The sequence below is a fragment of the Priestia sp. BR_2 genome (assembly GCF_041954005.1).
GTDB classification, from domain to species: domain Bacteria; phylum Bacillota; class Bacilli; order Paenibacillales; family Paenibacillaceae; genus Paenibacillus_AQ; species Paenibacillus_AQ lautus_A.
In genome coordinates this window covers 119914-139804 of the sequence record NZ_JAVFHM010000351.1, presented here as the reverse complement: position 1 = coordinate 139804, position 19891 = coordinate 119914, and the positions used below count along the sequence as shown (strand labels likewise).

The window sequence follows — 19891 nt, the reverse complement described above, 5'->3', positions numbered from 1 at the left end:
CAAAGCCTTGCTGAGTGAGACGAAGCAATCGGAGGAAACAGCTGCGGAGAGTGTTCTCGGTTGTTATCTAAGCCTTATGGGAGCGGAATGAGCCTTAATACCGAGGAAGCGCTGGAGCTGCTGAATCTTCAGGCAGGAGCGGCTGCTGTTCAAGTCAGAAGGTATTCGAGATAAACGCGCGAAGATGGTAAAAAATCATGCTGGTAACAAATTGATACTTGCTGTATAATTCTCAGTAAGTATTGGATGAACGTGAGATTTTTCATTGTATTCAAGTCTAATTTCGTTTATTTTGAAAATAGATGTATTTACATGAAAGGATTCATGTTATAATTTCAATATAACAACTAAGTTTATAGGAATTATCGGTTAATTAGTGATTAAGGCATTACAAAATAAAACATGAATATGGATCTTCGGGGTAAGGTGAAATTCCTGACCGGCGGTGATGGTTCGTTCCTTCGCGAACGAACCCAAGCCCGCGACTCTCTGCGTTCTGTATCCAACATGAATGCAGCGACTGACTTGGTGCAATTCCAAGGCCGACGGTAAAGTCCGGATGGGAGAAGATCAAAGATGAGTTTGCCGTGAATGCGAATATTCCATTCGGCGCAGGCTTATTTGATCAGCCCCCGTATACGTCGGCCATGCCGATGACGGGGGCTTTCTGCTAGTAAGACCTCCGTATTCAAGACAGGAGAGGGCAAGATGAGTAATATGAATACCGGGATCAAGGTGAAACCTTATGGTTCCGACACACAGGCAAGTCGACGTTTTAAAGGAGGGTTCTGGCTCGTTGTTTTGGGGGCCGCCCTGTGGGGCGTTGACCCGTTATTTCGGGTCATTCTGCTCAAGAATCTGACTTCGGCTCAGATCGTTTTGCTCGAACATATCATTATTTCCTTGATTGCGATTCCTGTATTGTGGAAGAACCGGGAGGAACTTAAGAGCCTGGGCTGGAATCATGTCGGCGCGCTGCTGTTTATATCCTGGGGCGGTTCGGCATTGGCTACCGTATTGTTCACGATGGGGCTGTCGAGCGGCAATCTGAATGCCGTCCTGCTGCTGCAGAAGCTGCAGCCGCTGTTTGCCATCATTCTGGCCAGCCTGCTTCTGAAAGAGAAGCTTCCGCGCCATTTCGGGATCCTGCTTATCATCGCTTTGGCAGGCACGTATTTGCTCACCTTCGGCTTAACCCTGCCGATCGGCCATTGGAACGAGTTTGTTCAAGTCGGCAGCCTCCTGTCCTTAGGCGCAGCAGCCTTATGGGGCGGCTCAACGGTCATGGGACGCTTGATGGTAGGCAAACTGAAGTATGAGACGGTAACCTCGCTTCGTTTCGTGCTCGCGCTGCCGCTCCTGACCGTCATTACTTGGAGCGAAGGGGCAGCTTGGAATATGCCGGCATGGGGCACAGGCGCCTTTGCCTTGGTATCGCTGAACCTGATCGGGCAGGCACTGCTGCCGGGTCTGCTGAGCTTGCTGGTGTACTATAAAGGGCTGACCACGACCAAAGCCTCTGTCGCAACGCTGGCTGAATTGAGTTTTCCCATGGTGGGCGTGCTCATCAACTGGATTGTATTCCAGCAAATCGTGACAGGGCCTCAGCTCCTAGGATTCCTGCTGATTTGGATCGTGCTGTTCATTATATCGAGACAGCAATCCGAGGCTTCTCCGCAATTGCAATAAAATCATACGTTTGTAGAAAAAGCCGATCCGAAGGGGTCGGCTTTTTTTGCCGTTACTCCAAGCAAAGCTACTCCAATCCGTTTGCATGGCGAAACGATTATTTTTTCAAAAGATGTGTAGGGTTTCCGGAATTAAAGGTGTCTTATATAGTAGCACGGGATTTGTGGCTTGGTTCTACCAACAGAGATGATTATATAAGAGGGGGAGGATCCCATGGAGGATCAGACATTGCTGGATGGGCTAGCGAGGAAAGATCCGCGATGTTTTGAAACATTGGTTGACCGCTATTCACGCTACATAGCCGCGGTGGTTGCTAAGGTGGCAGGAGGGCGGTTTAATTCCTTCGATGTGGAGGAGATCACCGGGGACGTGCTGGTCAAGCTGTGGACAGACGGGACAAAAATCATGCTGCGCGGAGATAGTCTCAAGCCTTATCTGGCGATAGCCGCGCGTAATCATACCTTGAATGCATTGCGAAAGAGGCAGCGGGTCATTGAATCCGAATTGGAAGATGACGCCGTTTCTTGTCCCTCTGCGGAGGCACTGGCTATTCTGCGGCAGGAGAAGGAAACGATAAGCGGCATGGTACAGGGGATGGGCGAACCGGATCGCGAAATATTCATCCGCAGGTACTTTTATTTAGAGAAAGTCCGCGATATTGCAAGCCGGCTGAATATGCAGGAGAAAGCCGTCACCGCCCGGATCCGCCGGGCAAGGGACAAACTGCGCATACATTATGAAACCGAGAATCCGTAGGATTTCTATAAAGACCGTGTCTATAGGAGTGAAGCTTCAAATCGATTGCGAAAGGGGATGGATGCAAGTGAAGCGGCGAATTGTAGATATCATGGCCAATATCGACAATCAGGAGCTGGACAATCTCCTCCTTACGGAGGAAGAGGAACGCGAGTTGACGCAGCAGATCAGTATGGAACGGATCAAGAGCCGAGCGATGAACCGTATTCAAGAGGAGGAAACGATGGTGTTTAAAAACAGGAAAGTGAAAAAATATAAAGCCAGTATCGTTATCGCTGCCGCGATGATTATGATACTTAGCACGACCGCTTTTGCGAGCCAATACATGGATAGCTTGAAGCAGTTCTTCGGTCAATCCGCGTCCATTGCGGAAGACGAACGGTCACCTATACAAGGGACGGATACAGCATCCGGGGTAACCATGAATGTTGAAGAAGGGGTTTATGTCGGCAACAGCGGTTATTTGGTGGTCAGTTTCATGAAAGAGGACGGCATGCCATTCCCCGAGGGTGCTTCGATCCCCCTACTTGAACTGAAAACGGAGCAGAGTGTGAATTATATGGTGGGGCAGCAGCTTCTTGACGACAACAAAAAGCTTGTCGGCGTGTTTGAGATGGATGCGATGAATGACCTCGAGGGACTGAAGGCACGGATCACAGCCGATCGAATCATGTCAGCGGACAACGCCCAAGCCGTTGAAGGCCCTTGGAATGTGCAATTCACCATTTCTCCGGGCAAGCAAAGAGAACAGAGTTTGAATCTGGCAATTGATGAGGGTAAGGAAGCACTGTCTCTCCACACCATTAGTGTTTCATCCATCGGTGTAGCCATCGAAGGCAAGCGTACCGACGGTGAGCTGGATAAACTGCCGGACTATACGCCGGAGGTTAAGGTCATCGCCGCGGACGGATCGGAATTGAAGCTTCACGCCAGCTCGACAAGCACCACGAAGAGCGGATTTCAGTGGCTGTATAATCTGGACAGCAAGAATAACCTCGTATTTCTGGGGGATATGGACATCAAAAGCGTCAGCATTGACGGCAACGTGACGGAGCTGAAATAAATATAAAGCCGGCATGGGGAAATCATAAAGGGGCAGAAACGAAGGCTTCTGCCCCTTATCCATGATGAATACCTCGGGCAGCAATGGAACCCGAAAACCGTGAAGCAGCAGGCCATAGCCTGAATGCTCACGGTTTTTTTGCAGCTTGGGATCCGAATTTTATACATGAGAAAAAAATGTATTGAAATTGAAGAAAACGTCCATTACAATGAAACCAACTACCATACTAATTATACTAGTATACAAAATTACGACTCTCTACATAAGTGGAAGCAGCAGCGGAATCTTTTAAATCTAACGCTCCAAATGAGGGAGTCTATTCTTTAAGCCAAATATGTAAGCGCTTAATTGCACAAGCTGGTGGACGAAGGACTGCTGGACAAAGAGAGTTTTACCCAGGATGACGATCAGGCCGTGCAAAAATTCGTGACCGGCAAATCCTTCATCATCAACGGCAACTCCCAGACCGTGGTCCAGCACCGCACCGATATGGACAAAACGCTGGGCGAAGGCAAGTATGCCATCAGCAAAATCACGGTTCCCGGCGGCACGACCGAGCTGCTGCAATCCATGTTTAGCGAGGAAGAGCAGCAGTTCCAGAAGAGCATGAGCGAAACAAAAACGGTTGTGAAGCCGGAACCGCCGATTCCATACTCGGTAGAAGAGCGCGAGCGAGTGACGCTTTTGAGCACGCCGCTGAAGGACTACACGGATCAGAACACGCTGAAGTTCATTCTGGGGACCGCGATCTCGCCGAGTACGACAAGTTCGTGCAAGAGCTGGATAGCCAGGGCGTGGGGCAATACCTGGAGATTGCGAATAAAACGTATAAAAAATATAAAGAGCAACCATAACCAACGGATCGACAGGCTGCCGTTTCTTGATGGAAGGGCAGCCTGTTTTTCGGTTCGGCCGTTTGCGTTGGTTCCCAAGGAGGGCATTCCAGATTGCGAGTCACCGTTCAAGACATCATCAACCGCTTAACAGAGCCCGCAGCATTTCTTGAATCCAAGGTGGACAGGGTTACGGCAGGAAGCGCCGAAGCGGTGGTCCACGGCATTGCCGTCACGTTTACGGCATCGTATTCGGTTCTGCAGAGAGCGGTCCAAGTTGGGGCCAACCTTGTCATTACCCATGAAGGGGCGTTTTACAGCCATCAGGAGGAGGGATATGAGGGGGTGGAGGCGAGTCCTGTCTTTCAGGATAAACTCCGCTTGATGGAGTCCGGGGATCTGACGATTTACCGGTTCCATGATGCGCCTCACCGATACGTTCCCGATATCATGACGCAAGGACTGGTTCAGGCGCTGGATTGGGAAGTTTATGTCGATAAGCATCTTAAGGCAGCGGCCATTGTCACGCTGCCGGAAGAGATGAGCCTGCCGGATATTGCGGAGCATGTAAAAAGAAAGCTGAATCTTCCTTACCTTCGTTATGTCGGTAATCGAAGCAGCATATGCTCCAGAATCGGCATAACCGTGGGCTATCGCGGCGGCGGCGCGCATGCCATTCCCCTCTGCCTGAAGGAGTCGCTGGATCTTCTCATCGCAGGGGAAGGTCCGGAATGGGAGACGCCTGAATACATGGGCGATGCGGCGGCGCAGGGGAGGGGCCCGTCCCTGCTTCTGCTCGGCCATGCTGCCAGCGAGGAGCCCGGCATGGCCTGCGTGGCCGATAGGCTGCGGGAGTTTTTTCCGGGGATTCCTATACATTATATACCGTCCGGGCCTTTGATTCGGGTAATATAGAGGGAAGGGTAACATTAAGCAAAGAGAACATAGAGCATTTAAGAAAGAGGTAGCGATATATATGTCAACAGAGCAAAAGATTAAAGGCTCTACCAGAGAGTATTCTTATCAGCTATTGAAGGATCGGATATTTCATCTGGAGCTGGAGCCGGGTACGAAAATCTCGGAAAAAGAAATTGCGGATGAATTGAACGTCAGCCGGACACCGGTCCGGGAAGCGTTCATGAAGCTTGCGGAGGAAGAGCTGCTGGACATCATTCCGCAAAGCGGGACGATCGTATCCCGTATTAATCTTCGGCATGTTGAGGAAGGCCGATTTATCAGGGAGAAGATCGAGAAGGAAATCGTGGCCCTCGCCTGCGGTTCTTTTCCCGAAGAGTTCCGCTTCCGCCTGGAAACCAATATTGCGCTGCAGGACGTGTGCGCAGGCAACCATAACTTCTATAAGCTGTTTGAGCTGGACGAGGAGTTCCACCAAATTCTGTTTGAGGGGACGGGCAAAGAACGGACCTGGAAGATGCTGCAGCAATTGAACATCCATTTCAACCGTCTGCGGCTGCTTCGCCTGTCCAAGGACTCCAACTGGGAGAATATCATCTCCCAGCATAAAGAAATGTATCAGTTGATCGTCAATCGGCAGGCGGAGCAAGCCATGAACGTGATGGAGCGTCACCTGCGCCTCGTCGTTGTGGAGCAGGATATTTTGCGAGAGAAGTATCCGCATTATTTCATCTAACCATCGATATACATTCATCATTCAAAAATAATGGCCCGCAGGAGAGTCGCACGGGAATCAAGCGACCTGCCTTGCGGGCCATTTTTCATTAAATCGATCTGCGGATGACACGGTCCAGAATTTGGGCCACGTGGGATGGCCCCTGGGCCAGATCCTGCTTGTCGAGGGTTACCCAGGAGTGCTGTTCATCCATATCGAGCGAACGCTGGAGCCAGCCTGAAACGCCTCTGCCTCTCCGGTCGACTTCGACCAGGATGGAAATCCCCTCCTGCTCCGGATAGAGAATCAATTCAAGCTCTTTGATATGACCGGCATAGGAGGAGCCGGGATAAAATTCAATTTCCTGCACGAATGGAACACCCTGGCCGAGCCGCGGATGATATTCGCATGTTGCTATTTTGAAGCTGAAGCCAAGCGCTTCGACGGCATCGAACACAATGGATGCGTCCTCGTTCGGTTCGACGTCGATGAAATCGCGGTCCTTCGGATCGATGGCATTATCGATATCGAGTCCGGTGTGGATCCAGACCGGCTGCCGCGAAATGGTGAGCGGCGTTTCCAGCGGCAAAGGAAAGGCGAACGGAATTTCCTGCTGATCGCCAGGCTTCAACGTGAGGCGGCTTGAGACGTTGACTTTTGCAATGGTATAGGATTCTATGTATTTCTTGTCGTCGCTTTCCCTGGTATATTCCGTCATCAATTTCAAATAGATGCGGTCGACCGTCTGCTCTACGTTGCCTCCCTTAATGTGAATGATTCCGCGTACTTCTTCACCCGGATAATAGGAGGATTTTTCGAGGTGCGTATCGATCTGGGCGGCTCCAATTCCTACACTGGCTAGCATTTTGTTAAAAAACGACATAAAAGATACCTCCATAAGAGAATGTATGATAATGGAATTATACGCTGGAGGATCGTCTCTGGTTTCCATATCGAAAAAATATTTTTTGCGGTTTTTTGCGGATCCAAGATGTTGGCGCCAATGAAGCGAAAGAATCCCCGTACGACACCGGGAAAAAGTACATGGCTCGTTCGCATTCGCGGGTCCGGCATGGTATATTGGACACGATACCATTAAGGATGGAGCAATCAAGGCATGAGTGAACAACGGCGTTCCGGACAAGGAACCAACAACAGCAAATCAGCGGCATACGGGAAGAAGCCTGGTGAGCGGACTGCAGCGAACAAAGCAGGGGCAAAGCCGATTTTTCAACGTGACCGTATGAAGAACAGCAATTCGTCGTCGGCATCCCCGCATGCGAAGGGGAGACGAGCGGATCAATATAAGCAAGGGGTACGCGGACCGAAGCCGTCATCCGGGCGCGAGCATGCGGATGAGCTGCAGGCCGGGGACGTGATTGTCGTTACGATCAAACGCCTCGGCATTAACGGCGAGGGAGTGGGTTACTACCGCCGCAAGGCAGTGTTTATCGATGGAGCGATCACGAATGAGGTGGTCAAAGCCGAGGTGAGGGAGGTTCAGCCTAAATTTATCAAGGCGCAGCTGCTGGAAGTGGAGAAGCGTTCGCCTCACCGGATAGAGCCCCCTTGCCCGGTATTCGACATTTGCGGCGGATGCCAAATTCAGCATATTTCCTATGAGGGACAGCTGCAGGCGAAGACGGATATCGTGCGCGAAGCGTTCAGCCGCTACGCGGAATTGGACGATGTCAAGTTTAAGCCGATTCTCGGGATGGAGCATCCATGGGACTACCGGAACAAAGCGCAGCTGCAGCTGAGACGGAAGGGCCATGAAGTGATCGCAGGGCTCTATGAAGCGGACAGCCATACGATTGTGGATATCAGCGGCTGCCCGATTCAGCATCCGAAGGTCAATGAAGCGGTGGAGAAGGTCAAATCCGTACTCGAGGAATTGCGGATACCGCTTTATAAGGAGAATGGTGCCAAGGATGGCGTACGGACGATCGTAGTCCGTCACGGCTTCCAATCCGGGGAATTGCAGGTGACGCTGATCACGGCTGGAAGCAAGCTGCCAAGGCAGGACGATCTCGTTCGTATGCTGCGCCTTACCATTCCTGAGGTAAGCGGAATTTCACTCAATATCAATCCGAAGAAAACCTCGCTCATCTTCGGAGACCGGACAATCTCGCTATGGGGCACCGAGAGCATGCAGGAATCGCTGAGCGACCTGCAGTTCTCGCTGTCGCCGAGAGCGTTCTTCCAGCTGAATCCGCAGCAGACCGTCAAGCTGTACGAGTCGGTCCGGGCGGCAGCGGGGCTGACCGGGAAGGAAACCGTCATCGACGCCTACTGCGGCACCGGCACGATCGGCTTGTGGCTTGCGCCGTATGCCAAGGAGGTGCGCGGAATCGAGACGATTCCTGAAGCCGTCGAGGACGCCAAGGCGAATGCACAGCGGAACGGAAGGGCTAACGCCAGCTTCCACGTCGGCCAAGCCGAAGAGCTGCTGCCGCGCTGGGTCAAGGAAGGCATGAAGCCGGACGTCATCATTGCCGACCCGCCGCGCACCGGCCTGGACCCGCGCTTCCTGGAAACGGTGCTCCGCACCAAGCCGAAGCGGTTTGTATACGTATCCTGCAACCCTTCGACCTTAGCCAAAGATTGCAAGGTGCTTCTGGACGGCGGCTACGAGCTTGAATGGGCGCAGCCGGTCGATATGTTCCCGCAAACCAGCCATGTGGAGGCAGTCCTATTGATGAAGCTGAAATCATAGAAGCCATATGATGGCTTCATGTAAGCGAGTTTCCATTTTCGCTTTGGTCGACAACGCCCCCTTTCTATGATATGGTAGCAAGTAATTAGGCATTTCGTTCCCATGGAACGAGGTGCCTTCTCGCATATATAAAAGGTTTTTACATTAAATGTCTATCTGGAGGTGATGCAATGGTGCTCCTGATTTCCCCGCTACGGGGGGAGAAATCCGTAGTTCATAACGGACGATCGATGGAGAGTGCACCCAAATAACGATAATCTGAGGAGTGTTGTTGAGATGAGAGTAAATTTACGAGCAGAAACGCGCGCTGCGATGAACAAAACCGGACTGAAGCAGCTTCGTCTTTCGGGACGAATTCCGGCGGTTGTATTTGGCACAGGGGAAAACAATATGATGATTCAACTGTCCGCCAAAGAGTTCGGCAAATGGGCACGGAACGGCAAAGGAGGGATCCTTGAGCTTCATTTTGAAGATCGGGAGCCGATTCCGGTTTTGCTGGAGTCCGTTCAGCGTGATCCGGTAACTCGTGAATACATTCATGTCGACTTTTTACGTATCAATATAAATGAAGTTGTGCGGACGAGAGTGAATCTCGATTACATCGGCACCGCAAAAGGAGCCAAATTGGGAGGAGTCGTCCAAATCCAAAGCACGTTCATCGAGATCGAGTCCTTCCCGGACCAAATTCCTGCCACGATTCCCGTTGAAATCAGCAGACTAGAGATCGGGAATTCGTTGCATGTCGGGGATCTCAAACTGCCCGACGGCGTCGTGCCGATTTCTTCGGCCAACGAGCTGCTTGTATCGGTGGTAACGCCGAAAGTCCAGTCGGAACAACCGGAGGCTATGTAGCTTCTGCTGCCGGCAATTGCTTCCCGAATATCGGGAAGCAATTGCCGTTTTTTTCGTTAAAGCCCTTGATCGGAATCCGCGCTGGCAGAGGAAAGCTCTTTACCCGTCGATTTCTTCCATAATTCCCCTGGTAAGTAGGTAGAAAGACCCCTGACCTTTTCAAGGCGGAACCCTATAATGGAATTGCGGGAAGTCGGACATCGGAATCCCGGTTAAGCATGAATCGATCAGGAGCTTGCCCTAAGGAGGACGAGATGGATATAACCCAGGATTTCATAGATGAACGTTTCAAAGCTTATGTGCTCGAAACCTATTGCGGGAACCGTGAACGGATTCAGGCGGGCGATGTAGAACATATTATATCGCTGCAGCTTTCAAATCATGGATACTCAAGCCTGAATGGGATCGAGCATTTCACGTCGCTTGAAGAGCTGGATTGCTCGTCCAATAGCCTGACGGAGCTAGATCTCAGCAAGAATAGCAACTTGAAAACGCTGAATTGCGGATTTAACCGAATTCGAGATTTGGATGTCAGTCACAACGCCATGCTGACGAAGCTGGTCTGTTACTGGAATATCCTATCCGAGCTGCGGCTCGAGCAGAACGTGGATTTAACGGAGCTGGATTGCAGCTACAACTCCCTGTTTGCTTTGGAGCTGTATCAGAACCCCCGGATAACCTATCTCCATTGCGCAAACAATTATTTAATGAGCTTACACCTGGAGGAATGTCCGGACTTGATCGAAATCCGCTGCAACCATAATCATCTGACAAAGCTGGACGTAACCGGAAATCCTTCGCTGCAAAGCTTGAGATGCTTCAATAATCACATCACCGAATTGGATCTCACTCGCAATGTGCTATTAACGGAGCTCTACTGCTCGGAGAACAAAATCTCCAAACTGGATACGCATCGTAATCCCAAGCTGGAGCGGCTGGACCATTCCAACAATCTCATCATGGAGCCGGACCATACCGTTAAGGGCGTTGGGACCTTCGAATACGACGTCTCGCTGTCTTTCTACGGGGCCAGGCTTCAATGGAAGGAGACGGAGCTCTCCGTCAGCACGGTGGCCTCTGCCGAAGCGGATATGAACCGGCTGTCCCCGGTCATCCGGAATGCCTGGGCGAATTTTGGGGAGCTGAACGACCGGGCGCTGGATCTGATTGCCGGGATGCACCCCGGCTAAGACGTGAACGAGTTGGTTCTATCCGAGCTTGCCTTCGACAAGGACGGCACGTTTCGGCTAGGGTATGATGCAGGCGATACGCCGGCCGGACTACTATACATATACGTCCTGTTTAACGACAAGCTTGAAATGAACGGGGATCTCGTTTATGAAACGTATTAACCTGCGAAAGGGCTGTTATATCTGATGAAAGACGATAAAATCGTATACGGGTCGATCGACGATTACATTTCCGGCTTTGCTCCGGAGGTCCAGGATATCCTGCAGACATTAAGGCATGTGATTCAGGAAACAGCCCCGGAAGCCGAGGAAAAAATCAGCTACCAGATGCCAACCTTCGACCTCCACGGGAACCTCGTGCATTTTGCGGCATTCAAGAAACATATCGGCTTTTACCCCGCGCCCAGCGGGATCGAGGCGTTCCAAGATGAGCTGAAGGTATATCATGCGTCCAAGGGAACCTTGAAATTTCCGATCGATCAGCCGCTGCCTTATGACCTGATACGCCGAATCGTCCAATATCGGGTTCAGCAAAACCTGGAGAAGGCAGAAAGCAAAGCGAAAAAGAAGAGGTAGGCGAAGTGCTCGGGAGGGGAAGGCAGCCTTGCTGCCTTCTTTTATCTTATAGAGTTTTCTTCATATAGTAGTGGGTATGCCGCCCGGCGTTCTCGATTTTGCCATACACTTCGTAACCCTGCTTAAGGTAAAAATCCAAGGCTTGAAAGCCCAGCGTATCCAATTTAACGAACTCGCATTGCTTCTCCTTTGCGATGTCTTCGGCCTTGTTTAACAGTTTGGCGCCGTACCCCGATTGACGGAAGGGTTCATCCACGAACAAATAGTGGATCTCCAGCCAGTTCCAGCATATTTCCCCAACGACTCCGCCCAAAATCTGACCGTCCTCCTTCCTTAACAACAAGTTGATTTCCTGGTAACGGCCTTTTAAATCGTCAGGGAAATGCTTCAGATTATACGCAATCATTTGGTTTCTTACGTAATGTTTGTCCACGCTATCGGTTTCGTTTGATTCATTCGTGAAATAGATATTCATATCGTTTTACTCCTTCCGGTATGCCGGATGCGAGGTGTTTGCAGGATTCGGATACGGGTTATGCTAGCTCTCCTCCTCAACATACCATATGTGTTGCATGTACCGGCGGTAAAAAATCCTTTTAACAGAATGTACCCGTGAGCCCGCGGGGGAGCTATGTTATACTGTCAGTGTTATTTTATCCGTTTCATCTAAGGAGGATTGTCCTGACATGTGCTGCATCGCATTCATACGTATTCGTTAATGAGGGTACAGAACATCTACATCCATCCATTTTCATGTAAAAATGCGAAGGATTATTTGTGCTGTGCCTTTTTCATTACTATACGAATGAATGAGGTGCTTTTTTGTGTCCAAATATCATAAAACCCATCGTGAAAAGCTGAAGAAACCATCCAACTTTTCCGCGCAGCATCTATTAATCAGCAAAAGGCTGATTCATGATATGATCGACTTGGCCCGGATTCGCTCCACCGATACCGTTCTTGATATCGGCGCGGGTACAGGGGCGTTAACCTTTCCGCTTGCAGAGAAAGCGGCACGCGTGCTCGCAATCGAGGCGGATCCGGCATTTGTGGATAAACTGCTGGGCAAGATGAAGGATAGCAGCAACATTCTCGTCAAGCAGTCGGATTTTCTGGAAATCCCGCTGCCGAGAAATCCATTTGCCGTCGTGGCCAATATTCCGTATTCGATCACCACGCCGATCATGGGGAAGCTTTTGGAGTGCCCCGGCCTCCCTCTGCAGCGGGCCGTACTGCTTGTGGAGATGGGGGCAGCCAAACGTTTTACGGCCGTTCCCATTCAAGATCCGCGAATTCTCAGCTGGAGGATGCAGTACGACATTCGGCTCGTGCGGACCGTTTCGCCCCGTCATTTTGCGCCGCCTCCCCAAGTGGATTCAGCCATTCTGACTATTCATCGGAGGAAGAAGCCGCTCATTGCCGCATCGCATCAGCCCAAGTTTACGGCGCTGGCCGCCTATGGGCTGCGGGATGCCCGGCTGCCGTTATTTGCGGCTCTATCCGGCGTGTTTACGCCTCCCCAGATGGCGAAGCTCGTTAAAGTGCTTAGAGTGGACCGAGAGCTCCCCGTCGGTCGGCTGAACGAAGAGCAGTGGGGGACCGTTTTTCATACGATGCTCCAGCATGTGCCGGCGAATCGCTGGCCGAAGCTTCGCAAGGGTGCCGGTAACAAGTCCAAGAAAAGAAAGCGACTTTGAAGCGTTACCCAACACATCGAATTCTCTCTTTTTGAAAAAAATCGCGAAATCCTCTTGACCCTGACACTAGTGTCAGGGTTTACAATGAAATCGAATCGTTCGTCCAGGAGGTGTGAAAGCATGAAAATCGGAGAACTCGCGGCCCGTACCGGCGTCAGCATTCGTTCGCTGCGGTACTACGAGCAGCAAGGATTGCTGACGCCTGTCCGAAACGAGAACGGTTATCGGGAATATTCGATGCTTGCGGAAGAGCAGGTGCGTACCATCCAGTTATATCTAAACCTTGGATTGACCACCGAGCAGATCGCCGGTTTCCTGCATTGCGTCCTGAAAAACAAAGAGGCGTTTTGCGCGGAGGTGTTCCCGATTTTTCGTCAAAAAATCGCAGAGATCGAAGCGCAGATTCACCAGTTGAATCATATCAAGATGAATCTGGAGGAACGCATGCAATCGATTCTGGATGAACGGGAATCGGAGGAAGCGGAGGAATGCAAATGAGTTTACCACGATTAGACGCAGGGAGCTTTCAAAGCTCGATCAACCAGAACGGGGTCACGCTTGTTGAATTCGGAGCGGCATGGTGTCCGCCCTGCAAAGTGCTGCTTCCCATTCTGGAAGAGCTGAGCCGGGAGGAGGCGGGTCGCCTGGACATCTATCAGGTGGATTGTGACGAATCCCCCGAGCTTGCCGCCCAATTCGGCATCATGTCCATGCCGACGGTGATTGTGTTTCATAACGGAGAACCGGCAGATAAACTGATAGGGCTGCGGCCGAAGAGTGTATACCAAGCGGCGCTGGGCCGTTATGTATCATAAAATGAATGAATAGCGAGAACGCCTCTGATGTCGTGATGTCAGGGGCGTTTTCTTTTGGAGTAGAGGGCATTACGCCCGGCGTATCGAACTCTAATATATGGAAGATGTATGGATGTAACCAGTTTAAAGGAGATACTTTCAATGAGATCAAGAAGGAAAATCGTTTCTCTTATGGCCATCATCGTATTTAGCTGTCTAGCCATGAGCTTGGTCGACGCGGTGATCCGTCCGGATTACGCCGTCAAATCCGCCATCAAAATCATCCTCTTTCTGACATTGCCGATTGGCTACGCCATCTTCGCGGGCGGGGTTCCGTTTCCCAGGCTGTTCGCGTTCGAGAGAAGGGGTCTCCGAACCTCCCTGCTGCTGGGACTCGGCGTATTCGCCTTCATACTCGGCGCCTATTTTGGGCTGGGGCCTTTATTCGACTTTACCAAGGTGACAGGGGCATTGGAGGATAATATGGGTGTCAATGCAGGCAATTTCGTATTGGTCGCCCTTTACATATCCATCGTGAATTCATTGCTGGAAGAGTTCTTTTTCCGCGGTTTTGCTTTTTTCGCGCTGAAGGAGCAGGTCGGGCGGAGGTTTGCATATGTATTCAGTGCCGGGGCTTTTGCCGCGTATCATGTTGCGATGATGTCCAGCTGGTTCTCGGTAGGACTGTTCCTCTTGTTAATCGCGGGACTGGTTGTGGCGGGACTGCTGTTTAACTGGCTGAATGAGCGAAACGGCAATATTTACGCGTCCTGGATGGTGCATATGTTTGCCAATTTTGCGATCAATGCGATCGGTTTGATGCTATTCGGGATGATTTGAGTGTAGGGCGTCGGGCTCCCGGGATAGCCTTGTAAAATGACGGATTGACCCTCACATGATGTGATGCTTTAAAATGCGGATAACCGATGAAAAAGGAGCTGCTTGGCGTGCATATTAGTGAATTGTCACGAAAAACGGGCGTAAGTCTGCGTTCCTTGCGTTATTACGAGGAGAAGGAACTGCTGTGCCCCGAGCGTCTGAATAATGGCTATCGCGAATACAGGGAAACGGATATCGAGCGGGTCCGCTTGATCCAGATGTATTTTAGCCTGGGATTGACGGTGAAGGAAATTATGAGTTTTTTTCAATGCGCGTTCGATGAGCATATCAAAATCGAATGTCTTCCTAACGCCATTGAGGTGGGAAGGCGGAAGCTGGATGACATCCAGCTGCAGATGGAGATGCTGAAACAGGCGGAACTCCATTTGGAGAAGAGCATTGCGGCATGGGAGGCTATTTTGCATAAGGGGGACGGGCGTCGTGAACAAGGCTAGCGGGGAAGAGGTACAGCGAGTGGCCGTTGTGACGGGAGGCAACCGCGGGATTGGAAAAGAGATAGCAAGACAACTCGCTGCCAAAGGGCTTCAGGTGCTGATTACATCCCGTGACGAAGAGAAGGGAAGGCTGGCAGTCCAAGAACTGCTTAACGAGGGGCTCCGTGTGAAACTGCATGTAGCGGATGTCCATGAGGTCCGCGATGTGGCAGGGATGATGAATCGAATACAGTCTGACTATGGGCGCCTTGACGTGCTGGTGAACAATGCCGGGGTGATTTTGGATCGGGGAGTATCTGTGCTCGATGTAGAGGAGACGGTCGTGCGCGCAACGCTGGAGACGAATTTTTTCGGTGCTCTGCGAATGACGCAGGCTGCAATACCTTTGATGAAGCAGCATCACTACGGGCGTATCGTAAACATCTCGTCGGGTCTCGGAGCCTTCGAAATCATGCAGGGCGGTTACGGTTTACAAGGGGCATCCGCGGCATACCGCATCTCCAAAACGATGCTGAACGCGTTAACCTGTCTCGTCTCGCAGGATGTAGCCAATACCGGAATAAAGGTGAATGCGGTGTGCCCGGGCCGGGTTCAGACCGATATGGGAGGAGCAGACGCTCCGTTAACCGTTGCCGAAGGGGCCGATACGGCGGTATGGCTGGCGACGATGGAGGATGATGGACCCAGCGGGAGTTTTTTTCGTGAACGGCAACGAATCGCTTGGTAATGCGGAAAGTATTTCCGCTAACAAGGGATTAAATCTATCATATGGTATACCGATGACTCTACTAATGATTAGCAATATAAAATTACTCTGAAAAAACTCCTATTTTGAAGACGCTGATGTATAATAAGCGGTATCAGGAGGTGCAGAGTATGAGTGATATCAACATTTTCGGCCATCAGGCTCTGTTTGAACATGTCTACAAAAGTGCTCCAATTGGCATTGCCCTGGTTACGATAGAAGGAAGCTGGATCAGCGTAAATCCTGCGGCGTGCAAAATGTTTGGCTACACGGACGAAGAATTGATGGCACAGCCGGCAACCGATTATATTTATTCTGAATGCATTAACAATAAAGACAAGCTTTTACGGTCCCTGGATGAGGCGTCCTCAACCATTGCGGTGGAGAAACAACTCGTACATAAGGACGGCAATGTCATCTGGGCGTCGATACATGTTTCTCTGGTTCGCGACGATCAGGATCAAACTCCCTTGTTCTTCATTTCGCAAATTGTTGATATTACCGACAGCAAGGTAGCCGAGCAGAAGCTCCAGGAGAGCATTGAGCGATACACCTCGCTGAAGAAGTATAACCATGATGCGATTATTTCTTTCAATCTGGAAGGCAGGATTATTAACGGGAACCAGATGGCGGAGCAGCTGACGGGTTTTAAGATTCCGGAGTTAATTGGAACTAAAATCTCGAATTTGATCGGCGAACGCAATCTCGCCCGAGTGCTCTCTTCTGCGGCCGATTATGTTGCCGCCGAGAAGGGGATCAACTGTATCCATCACAAGGACGGGCATCAGGTTGAAGTGCTCGCGACGCTTGCCCCCATTGTCATTCATGGCAAGAATGTGGGGTTCTACATTATAGCCAAGGATATGACGGAGCAGAAAAGGCTTATCATCGAGAAGGAAGCGGCCGAGAAGACGAATAAAGCCAAAAGCGAGTTTCTGGCGATGATGAGCCATGAGATCCGTACGCCGATGAACGGCGTAATCGGGATGACGGATTTGATACTGGAAACCGAGCTTGATGAGGAGCAGCGGGAGTACGTGCAGATCATCAAGAAGAGCGGGACAACCCTGCTGAACATCATAAATGATATTTTGGATTTCTCGAAGATCGAATCGGGCAGAACGGAGCTGGTGGAGGAAACATTCAGCCTAAGAACGGCCCTGTCCGAGACATTGAATATGATTCTTCCGAAGGCGCTGGACAAAAATATTGAGGTGACCACCTCTGTAGCGTCCGACGTGCCGAATCAAGTTTATGGGGACGTGACGAAGCTGCGGCAGGTATTAATGAACCTGCTCAGCAATGCCATTAAATTTACGCCGAACGGTGCCGTTTCGATCTCGGTTCAGTGTGTCAGGAACCAAGTTAACTCGAAGCTTATACAATTCTCCGTTACGGATACGGGCATAGGGGTGCCAAGCGAGAAGATTGCGCAGCTGTTCGAACCCTTCTATCAGGTGGATCATTATATGACGCGGCAGGTGGAAGGAACGGGACTCGGGCTGGCCATATGCAAAAAACTCGTTCAGTTGATGGGCGGGGATATCTGGTATGAGCGAAATCCGAATCAGCAGGGGTCCGTCTTTACGTTTACGGTCGATTTTTCGTTTAATGCAAACGCGGGCAACATGCCGGAGGCCGGGACGGTTCACGAGAATCACTCCGACGGCAGCGATCTGAAAATTTTGATTGCTGAGGATAATGAGGTGAACCAATTAGTCCTCAAGAAGATGATTGAGAAGCTGGGGTACAATTCGACTACCGTTCTCAATGGGCTTGAGGCGGTAGAGGCCTTTAAGCGATATCCGTATGACATGGTGTTCATGGATATACAGATGCCCTTCATGGATGGCATGGAAGCGGTCCAGCTCATTAAGGAATCGGCCCCGCCCGATCATCAGCCTTATATCGTGGCCGTGACGGCCCATGCGATCAAGGGGGATCGCGAGAAATATTTAGGAATGGGCATGGATGAGTATGTCAGCAAGCCTGTCAGCTTGAATGTCATCTCGGCCATTATCGATAGGTTTCTGGCTGAACGAAATATTGCGCAAGCCTAAATAGACAAAAGCTCAAGTGATTTCACTTGAGCTTTTGTTATTCCCATGCAGCATAACCTATGAGGTGCTGCCGGTCACGCTGCTGCCGTTCTTCGTTAGGTTGTAGGTAATGACCTCGCCGCTCCAGAAATGAAACTTGAGGATGACTTCTCCGTCTCTGACCTCGTTAAAAAAGACAGGTTTAAGCTTGATTTCATGGCTTGCGTAGGATGGGGAAAACGTGTATTCAAATTCCTTGAAGGAGGTCCAGTCCTGCGGCCCTGCATTGCCTCCCGATGCGTAAACAGCCTCCATCGTGGCCAGCTGATCCCCGTTAAACGTCGCGGGAATGCTGAACGAATCAGTGGTTCCCTGCGTGCTGCGCAGCACAGGCGTATCATGATAAACAACCCTGAAGTTCCAGTCCGCGCCTCGGTTGAACTTGGCCGTCAGTACGGCATTCACTCCGAATTGTCCGGATAAAGTCAGCCTGGACAGCAGGCTGGATGTAAACGTAATCTCATTTCCGTTCAGGGTATAATCCTGCCCGGCGACTAACCGCTGTCCGTTTGAGCGGATTTCGGCCAATGCGTTGCCGTTCAAGTTCAATGGGATGCTTTGATCCTGGACCGCCGCTCCTTTTTTCACAAAAATCAGATCGGTATCAGCCGTGGAAGAACGCCCGCTCCAACCAGCCTTCATGATATTGTACAGCTCCGGATCGGACCAGGTGAAGGCGGTTCGCTTAAAGTGCTGGCCGTTGTCCCATAACATATGGGTAATGTTCTTCTGTTTGAGATAATGGGTCAGATATTCGAAGAACTTCAGTTTCTCGCCCTGCTCAATGACCCCTGTGCTTTGATCGAAGCCAAGCAGCCCGTATTCGCCAAGGATAACGGGAATCCCTCTAGCGATAAAGATGTCATATACATGGTTGAACGTCTGATCGATATCGTTTCGGGTATCCGTCTCAAAACGGGTATACCCCGCGATGTTCACGCTGAATGGCCAAAACCCATAATAATGGACGGTGGCGATGAGATTGGCATCATTCAGCTTGGTCATGGTGTTGTACAGCTCGTTCATTCTAGCTTGAGTCGGGGATGCCTCAAGGGTAGAGAGCACAAGCGGCCGGGTTGCATTGCGTGCTCCAGATCCGCGGACGATCCGATGGAACGACGTTTGAAGCTCATCCAGCATCTGAAAGGCTTTGGACTCGTCGGTGGTCCCGCCATCCGAGAAGCGGGGTTCGTTGACGCTTTCAAACATCAGCTTGTTCGAATGGGTGCGGAAGCGCTGGGCAACTTGAGTCCATACGGCGTTGTACTTGGCAACGACTTCGTTGCGGTTGTTCTCCATATGGCTGATCCACAGCCACGAATCGTGATGGACATTGATCATGACGTACAGATCGGCGTCCAGCGCCCAATCGACAACCTCCTCGACCCGGTCCATGTAAGAGGCGTCGATGGCATAACTCGGTGCACTGCCGATGTGATGGTTCCAGGTTACCGGAATGCGGATGCTCTTATATCCCTGTGCCGCAATTTGGTCGATCAGCGCTTCGGTGATGCGCGGATTTCCCCATGCCGTCTCGTCAGCTCCCACGGCATCCAGCGAATTGCCCAGGTTCCAGCCGGGCTGCATATCATTGACGTAGGCTTGGGGATTTTTCTTTGGATGCTTTGGATGTTCGTGTTTCGCTGCGGATGCGTATGAAGGGAACAATGAGATGACCAGAGAAACGATGAGAGCCAAGGAACAGATGGATTTCTTATTGAGGTTTATCATTAGCATCTCCTTTGTCATGAAGTTGTGAAGCGGTATTTTCACTAGATTCATTCAATGACCGTTATCCGTTGTTGAGGACCTAGCTGCAACAATGGCTTTTAAGGTCAGGCTTCACCTCCAAATGATATTTTTGAAAGCGCTTTCTGATTATAAGTTATCATATTTTTCCATGAGGGAGTACCCGGA

21 protein-coding genes and 1 riboswitch are annotated in these 19891 nt (G+C 50.8%); of the genes, 18 read left to right on the top strand and 3 right to left on the bottom strand.

The features are described 5' to 3' along the window. Positions 1-408 precede the first annotated feature (408 nt). Positions 409-575: riboswitch (FMN riboswitch) on the top strand. A 133-nt stretch (positions 576-708) separates the two neighbouring features. The 6 genes from RB298_RS32400 to RB298_RS32375 all read left to right on the top strand — a co-directional run bounded on the left by RB298_RS32400 (position 709) and on the right by RB298_RS32375 (position 5992). Continuing rightward, on the top strand, positions 709-1689 hold the full coding sequence (locus RB298_RS32400) for a DMT family transporter (RefSeq protein ID WP_090910621.1): 981 nt from the start codon (positions 709-711) through the stop codon (positions 1687-1689). A 213-nt stretch (positions 1690-1902) separates the two neighbouring features. After that, positions 1903-2445 carry an RNA polymerase sigma factor gene (locus RB298_RS32395; protein ID WP_036662412.1) on the top strand — a complete coding sequence of 181 codons (543 nt, stop codon included), beginning with the start codon at positions 1903-1905 and terminating at the stop codon, positions 2443-2445. Between the two features lie 61 nt (positions 2446-2506). Beyond that, positions 2507-3508, top strand: a complete 1002-nt coding sequence (locus tag RB298_RS32390) for a DUF4179 domain-containing protein (protein WP_036662414.1) — start codon at positions 2507-2509, stop codon at positions 3506-3508. Between the two features lie 348 nt (positions 3509-3856). Continuing rightward, positions 3857-4492 carry a hypothetical protein gene (locus RB298_RS32385; protein WP_486050398.1) on the top strand — a complete coding sequence of 212 codons (636 nt, stop codon included), beginning with the start codon at positions 3857-3859 and terminating at the stop codon, positions 4490-4492. Continuing rightward, on the top strand, positions 4456-5256 hold the full coding sequence (locus RB298_RS32380; RefSeq protein WP_192569453.1) for a Nif3-like dinuclear metal center hexameric protein: 801 nt from the start codon (positions 4456-4458) through the stop codon (positions 5254-5256). Before RB298_RS32385 ends, RB298_RS32380 begins: the two co-directional genes overlap by 37 nt. A gap of 61 nt (positions 5257-5317) precedes the next feature. Then, positions 5318-5992 carry a GntR family transcriptional regulator gene (locus tag RB298_RS32375; protein WP_015733828.1) on the top strand — a complete coding sequence of 225 codons (675 nt, stop codon included), beginning with the start codon at positions 5318-5320 and terminating at the stop codon, positions 5990-5992. 88 nt (positions 5993-6080) lie between these two features. Here the strand turns inward: RB298_RS32375 and RB298_RS32370 are convergent, their stop codons facing one another. Further along, a complete protein-coding gene (locus RB298_RS32370; protein ID WP_009595388.1) occupies positions 6081-6854 on the bottom strand; it encodes a sporulation protein in 774 nt (257 codons plus the stop codon). Between the two features lie 234 nt (positions 6855-7088). Between RB298_RS32370 and rlmD the strand changes: the two genes are divergently transcribed. The 5 genes from rlmD to RB298_RS32345 all read left to right on the top strand — a co-directional run bounded on the left by rlmD (position 7089) and on the right by RB298_RS32345 (position 11305). After that, complete coding sequence (gene rlmD / locus RB298_RS32365) at positions 7089-8687, top strand: 23S rRNA (uracil(1939)-C(5))-methyltransferase RlmD (RefSeq protein ID WP_486050396.1); 1599 nt, start codon at positions 7089-7091, stop codon at positions 8685-8687. A 276-nt stretch (positions 8688-8963) separates the two neighbouring features. After that, on the top strand, positions 8964-9539 hold the full coding sequence (locus tag RB298_RS32360; RefSeq protein ID WP_096775240.1) for a 50S ribosomal protein L25: 576 nt from the start codon (positions 8964-8966) through the stop codon (positions 9537-9539). Between the two features lie 254 nt (positions 9540-9793). Beyond that, positions 9794-10729, top strand: coding sequence for a leucine-rich repeat domain-containing protein (locus tag RB298_RS32355; protein WP_486050394.1), 936 nt, complete (start codon positions 9794-9796; stop codon positions 10727-10729). A 3-nt stretch (positions 10730-10732) separates the two neighbouring features. After that, positions 10733-10891 (top strand): hypothetical protein, encoded by a 159-nt coding sequence (locus RB298_RS32350; RefSeq protein WP_486050392.1) that lies wholly within the window; start codon positions 10733-10735, stop codon positions 10889-10891. 24 nt (positions 10892-10915) lie between these two features. Next, on the top strand, positions 10916-11305 hold the full coding sequence (locus RB298_RS32345; RefSeq protein ID WP_096775242.1) for an iron chaperone: 390 nt from the start codon (positions 10916-10918) through the stop codon (positions 11303-11305). Between the two features lie 46 nt (positions 11306-11351). On the opposite strand, the gene RB298_RS32340 is transcribed toward RB298_RS32345, so the two are convergent. After that, entirely contained in the window at positions 11352-11780 is a 429-nt protein-coding gene (locus tag RB298_RS32340) for a GNAT family N-acetyltransferase (RefSeq protein WP_486050389.1), read from the bottom strand. Positions 11781-12129: 349 nt separating this feature from the next. On the opposite strand from RB298_RS32340, the gene erm reads away from it, so the two are divergent. The 7 genes from erm (at position 12130) to RB298_RS32305 (ending at position 17935) form a co-directional block, all read left to right on the top strand. Continuing rightward, positions 12130-13002: a 23S ribosomal RNA methyltransferase Erm gene (erm, locus tag RB298_RS32335; protein WP_486050387.1), complete on the top strand. Its 873-nt coding sequence runs from the start codon at positions 12130-12132 to the stop codon at positions 13000-13002. A 120-nt stretch (positions 13003-13122) separates the two neighbouring features. Next, entirely contained in the window at positions 13123-13500 is a 378-nt protein-coding gene (locus RB298_RS32330) for a MerR family transcriptional regulator (protein ID WP_015733837.1), read from the top strand. Continuing rightward, the gene (locus tag RB298_RS32325) at positions 13497-13817 is read left to right on the top strand and encodes a thioredoxin family protein (RefSeq protein ID WP_009595391.1); all 321 of its coding nucleotides are present in this window, start codon (positions 13497-13499) and stop codon (positions 13815-13817) included. The genes RB298_RS32330 and RB298_RS32325 overlap by 4 nt, the downstream gene beginning before the upstream one ends. A gap of 141 nt (positions 13818-13958) precedes the next feature. Continuing rightward, the gene (locus tag RB298_RS32320) at positions 13959-14636 is read left to right on the top strand and encodes a CPBP family intramembrane glutamic endopeptidase (protein ID WP_486050385.1); all 678 of its coding nucleotides are present in this window, start codon (positions 13959-13961) and stop codon (positions 14634-14636) included. A gap of 86 nt (positions 14637-14722) precedes the next feature. After that, a complete protein-coding gene (locus RB298_RS32315) occupies positions 14723-15130 on the top strand; it encodes a MerR family transcriptional regulator (RefSeq protein WP_096775246.1) in 408 nt (135 codons plus the stop codon). Beyond that, positions 15117-15857: an SDR family oxidoreductase gene (locus tag RB298_RS32310; protein WP_486050383.1), complete on the top strand. Its 741-nt coding sequence runs from the start codon at positions 15117-15119 to the stop codon at positions 15855-15857. Before RB298_RS32315 ends, RB298_RS32310 begins: the two co-directional genes overlap by 14 nt. 149 nt (positions 15858-16006) lie before the next feature. Continuing rightward, positions 16007-17935 carry a PAS domain S-box protein gene (locus RB298_RS32305; protein ID WP_192569445.1) on the top strand — a complete coding sequence of 643 codons (1929 nt, stop codon included), beginning with the start codon at positions 16007-16009 and terminating at the stop codon, positions 17933-17935. 57 nt (positions 17936-17992) lie between these two features. Here the strand turns inward: RB298_RS32305 and RB298_RS32300 are convergent, their stop codons facing one another. Next, positions 17993-19705 carry a cellulase family glycosylhydrolase gene (locus RB298_RS32300; RefSeq protein WP_486050381.1) on the bottom strand — a complete coding sequence of 571 codons (1713 nt, stop codon included), beginning with the start codon at positions 19703-19705 and terminating at the stop codon, positions 17993-17995. Positions 19706-19891 lie beyond the last annotated feature (186 nt).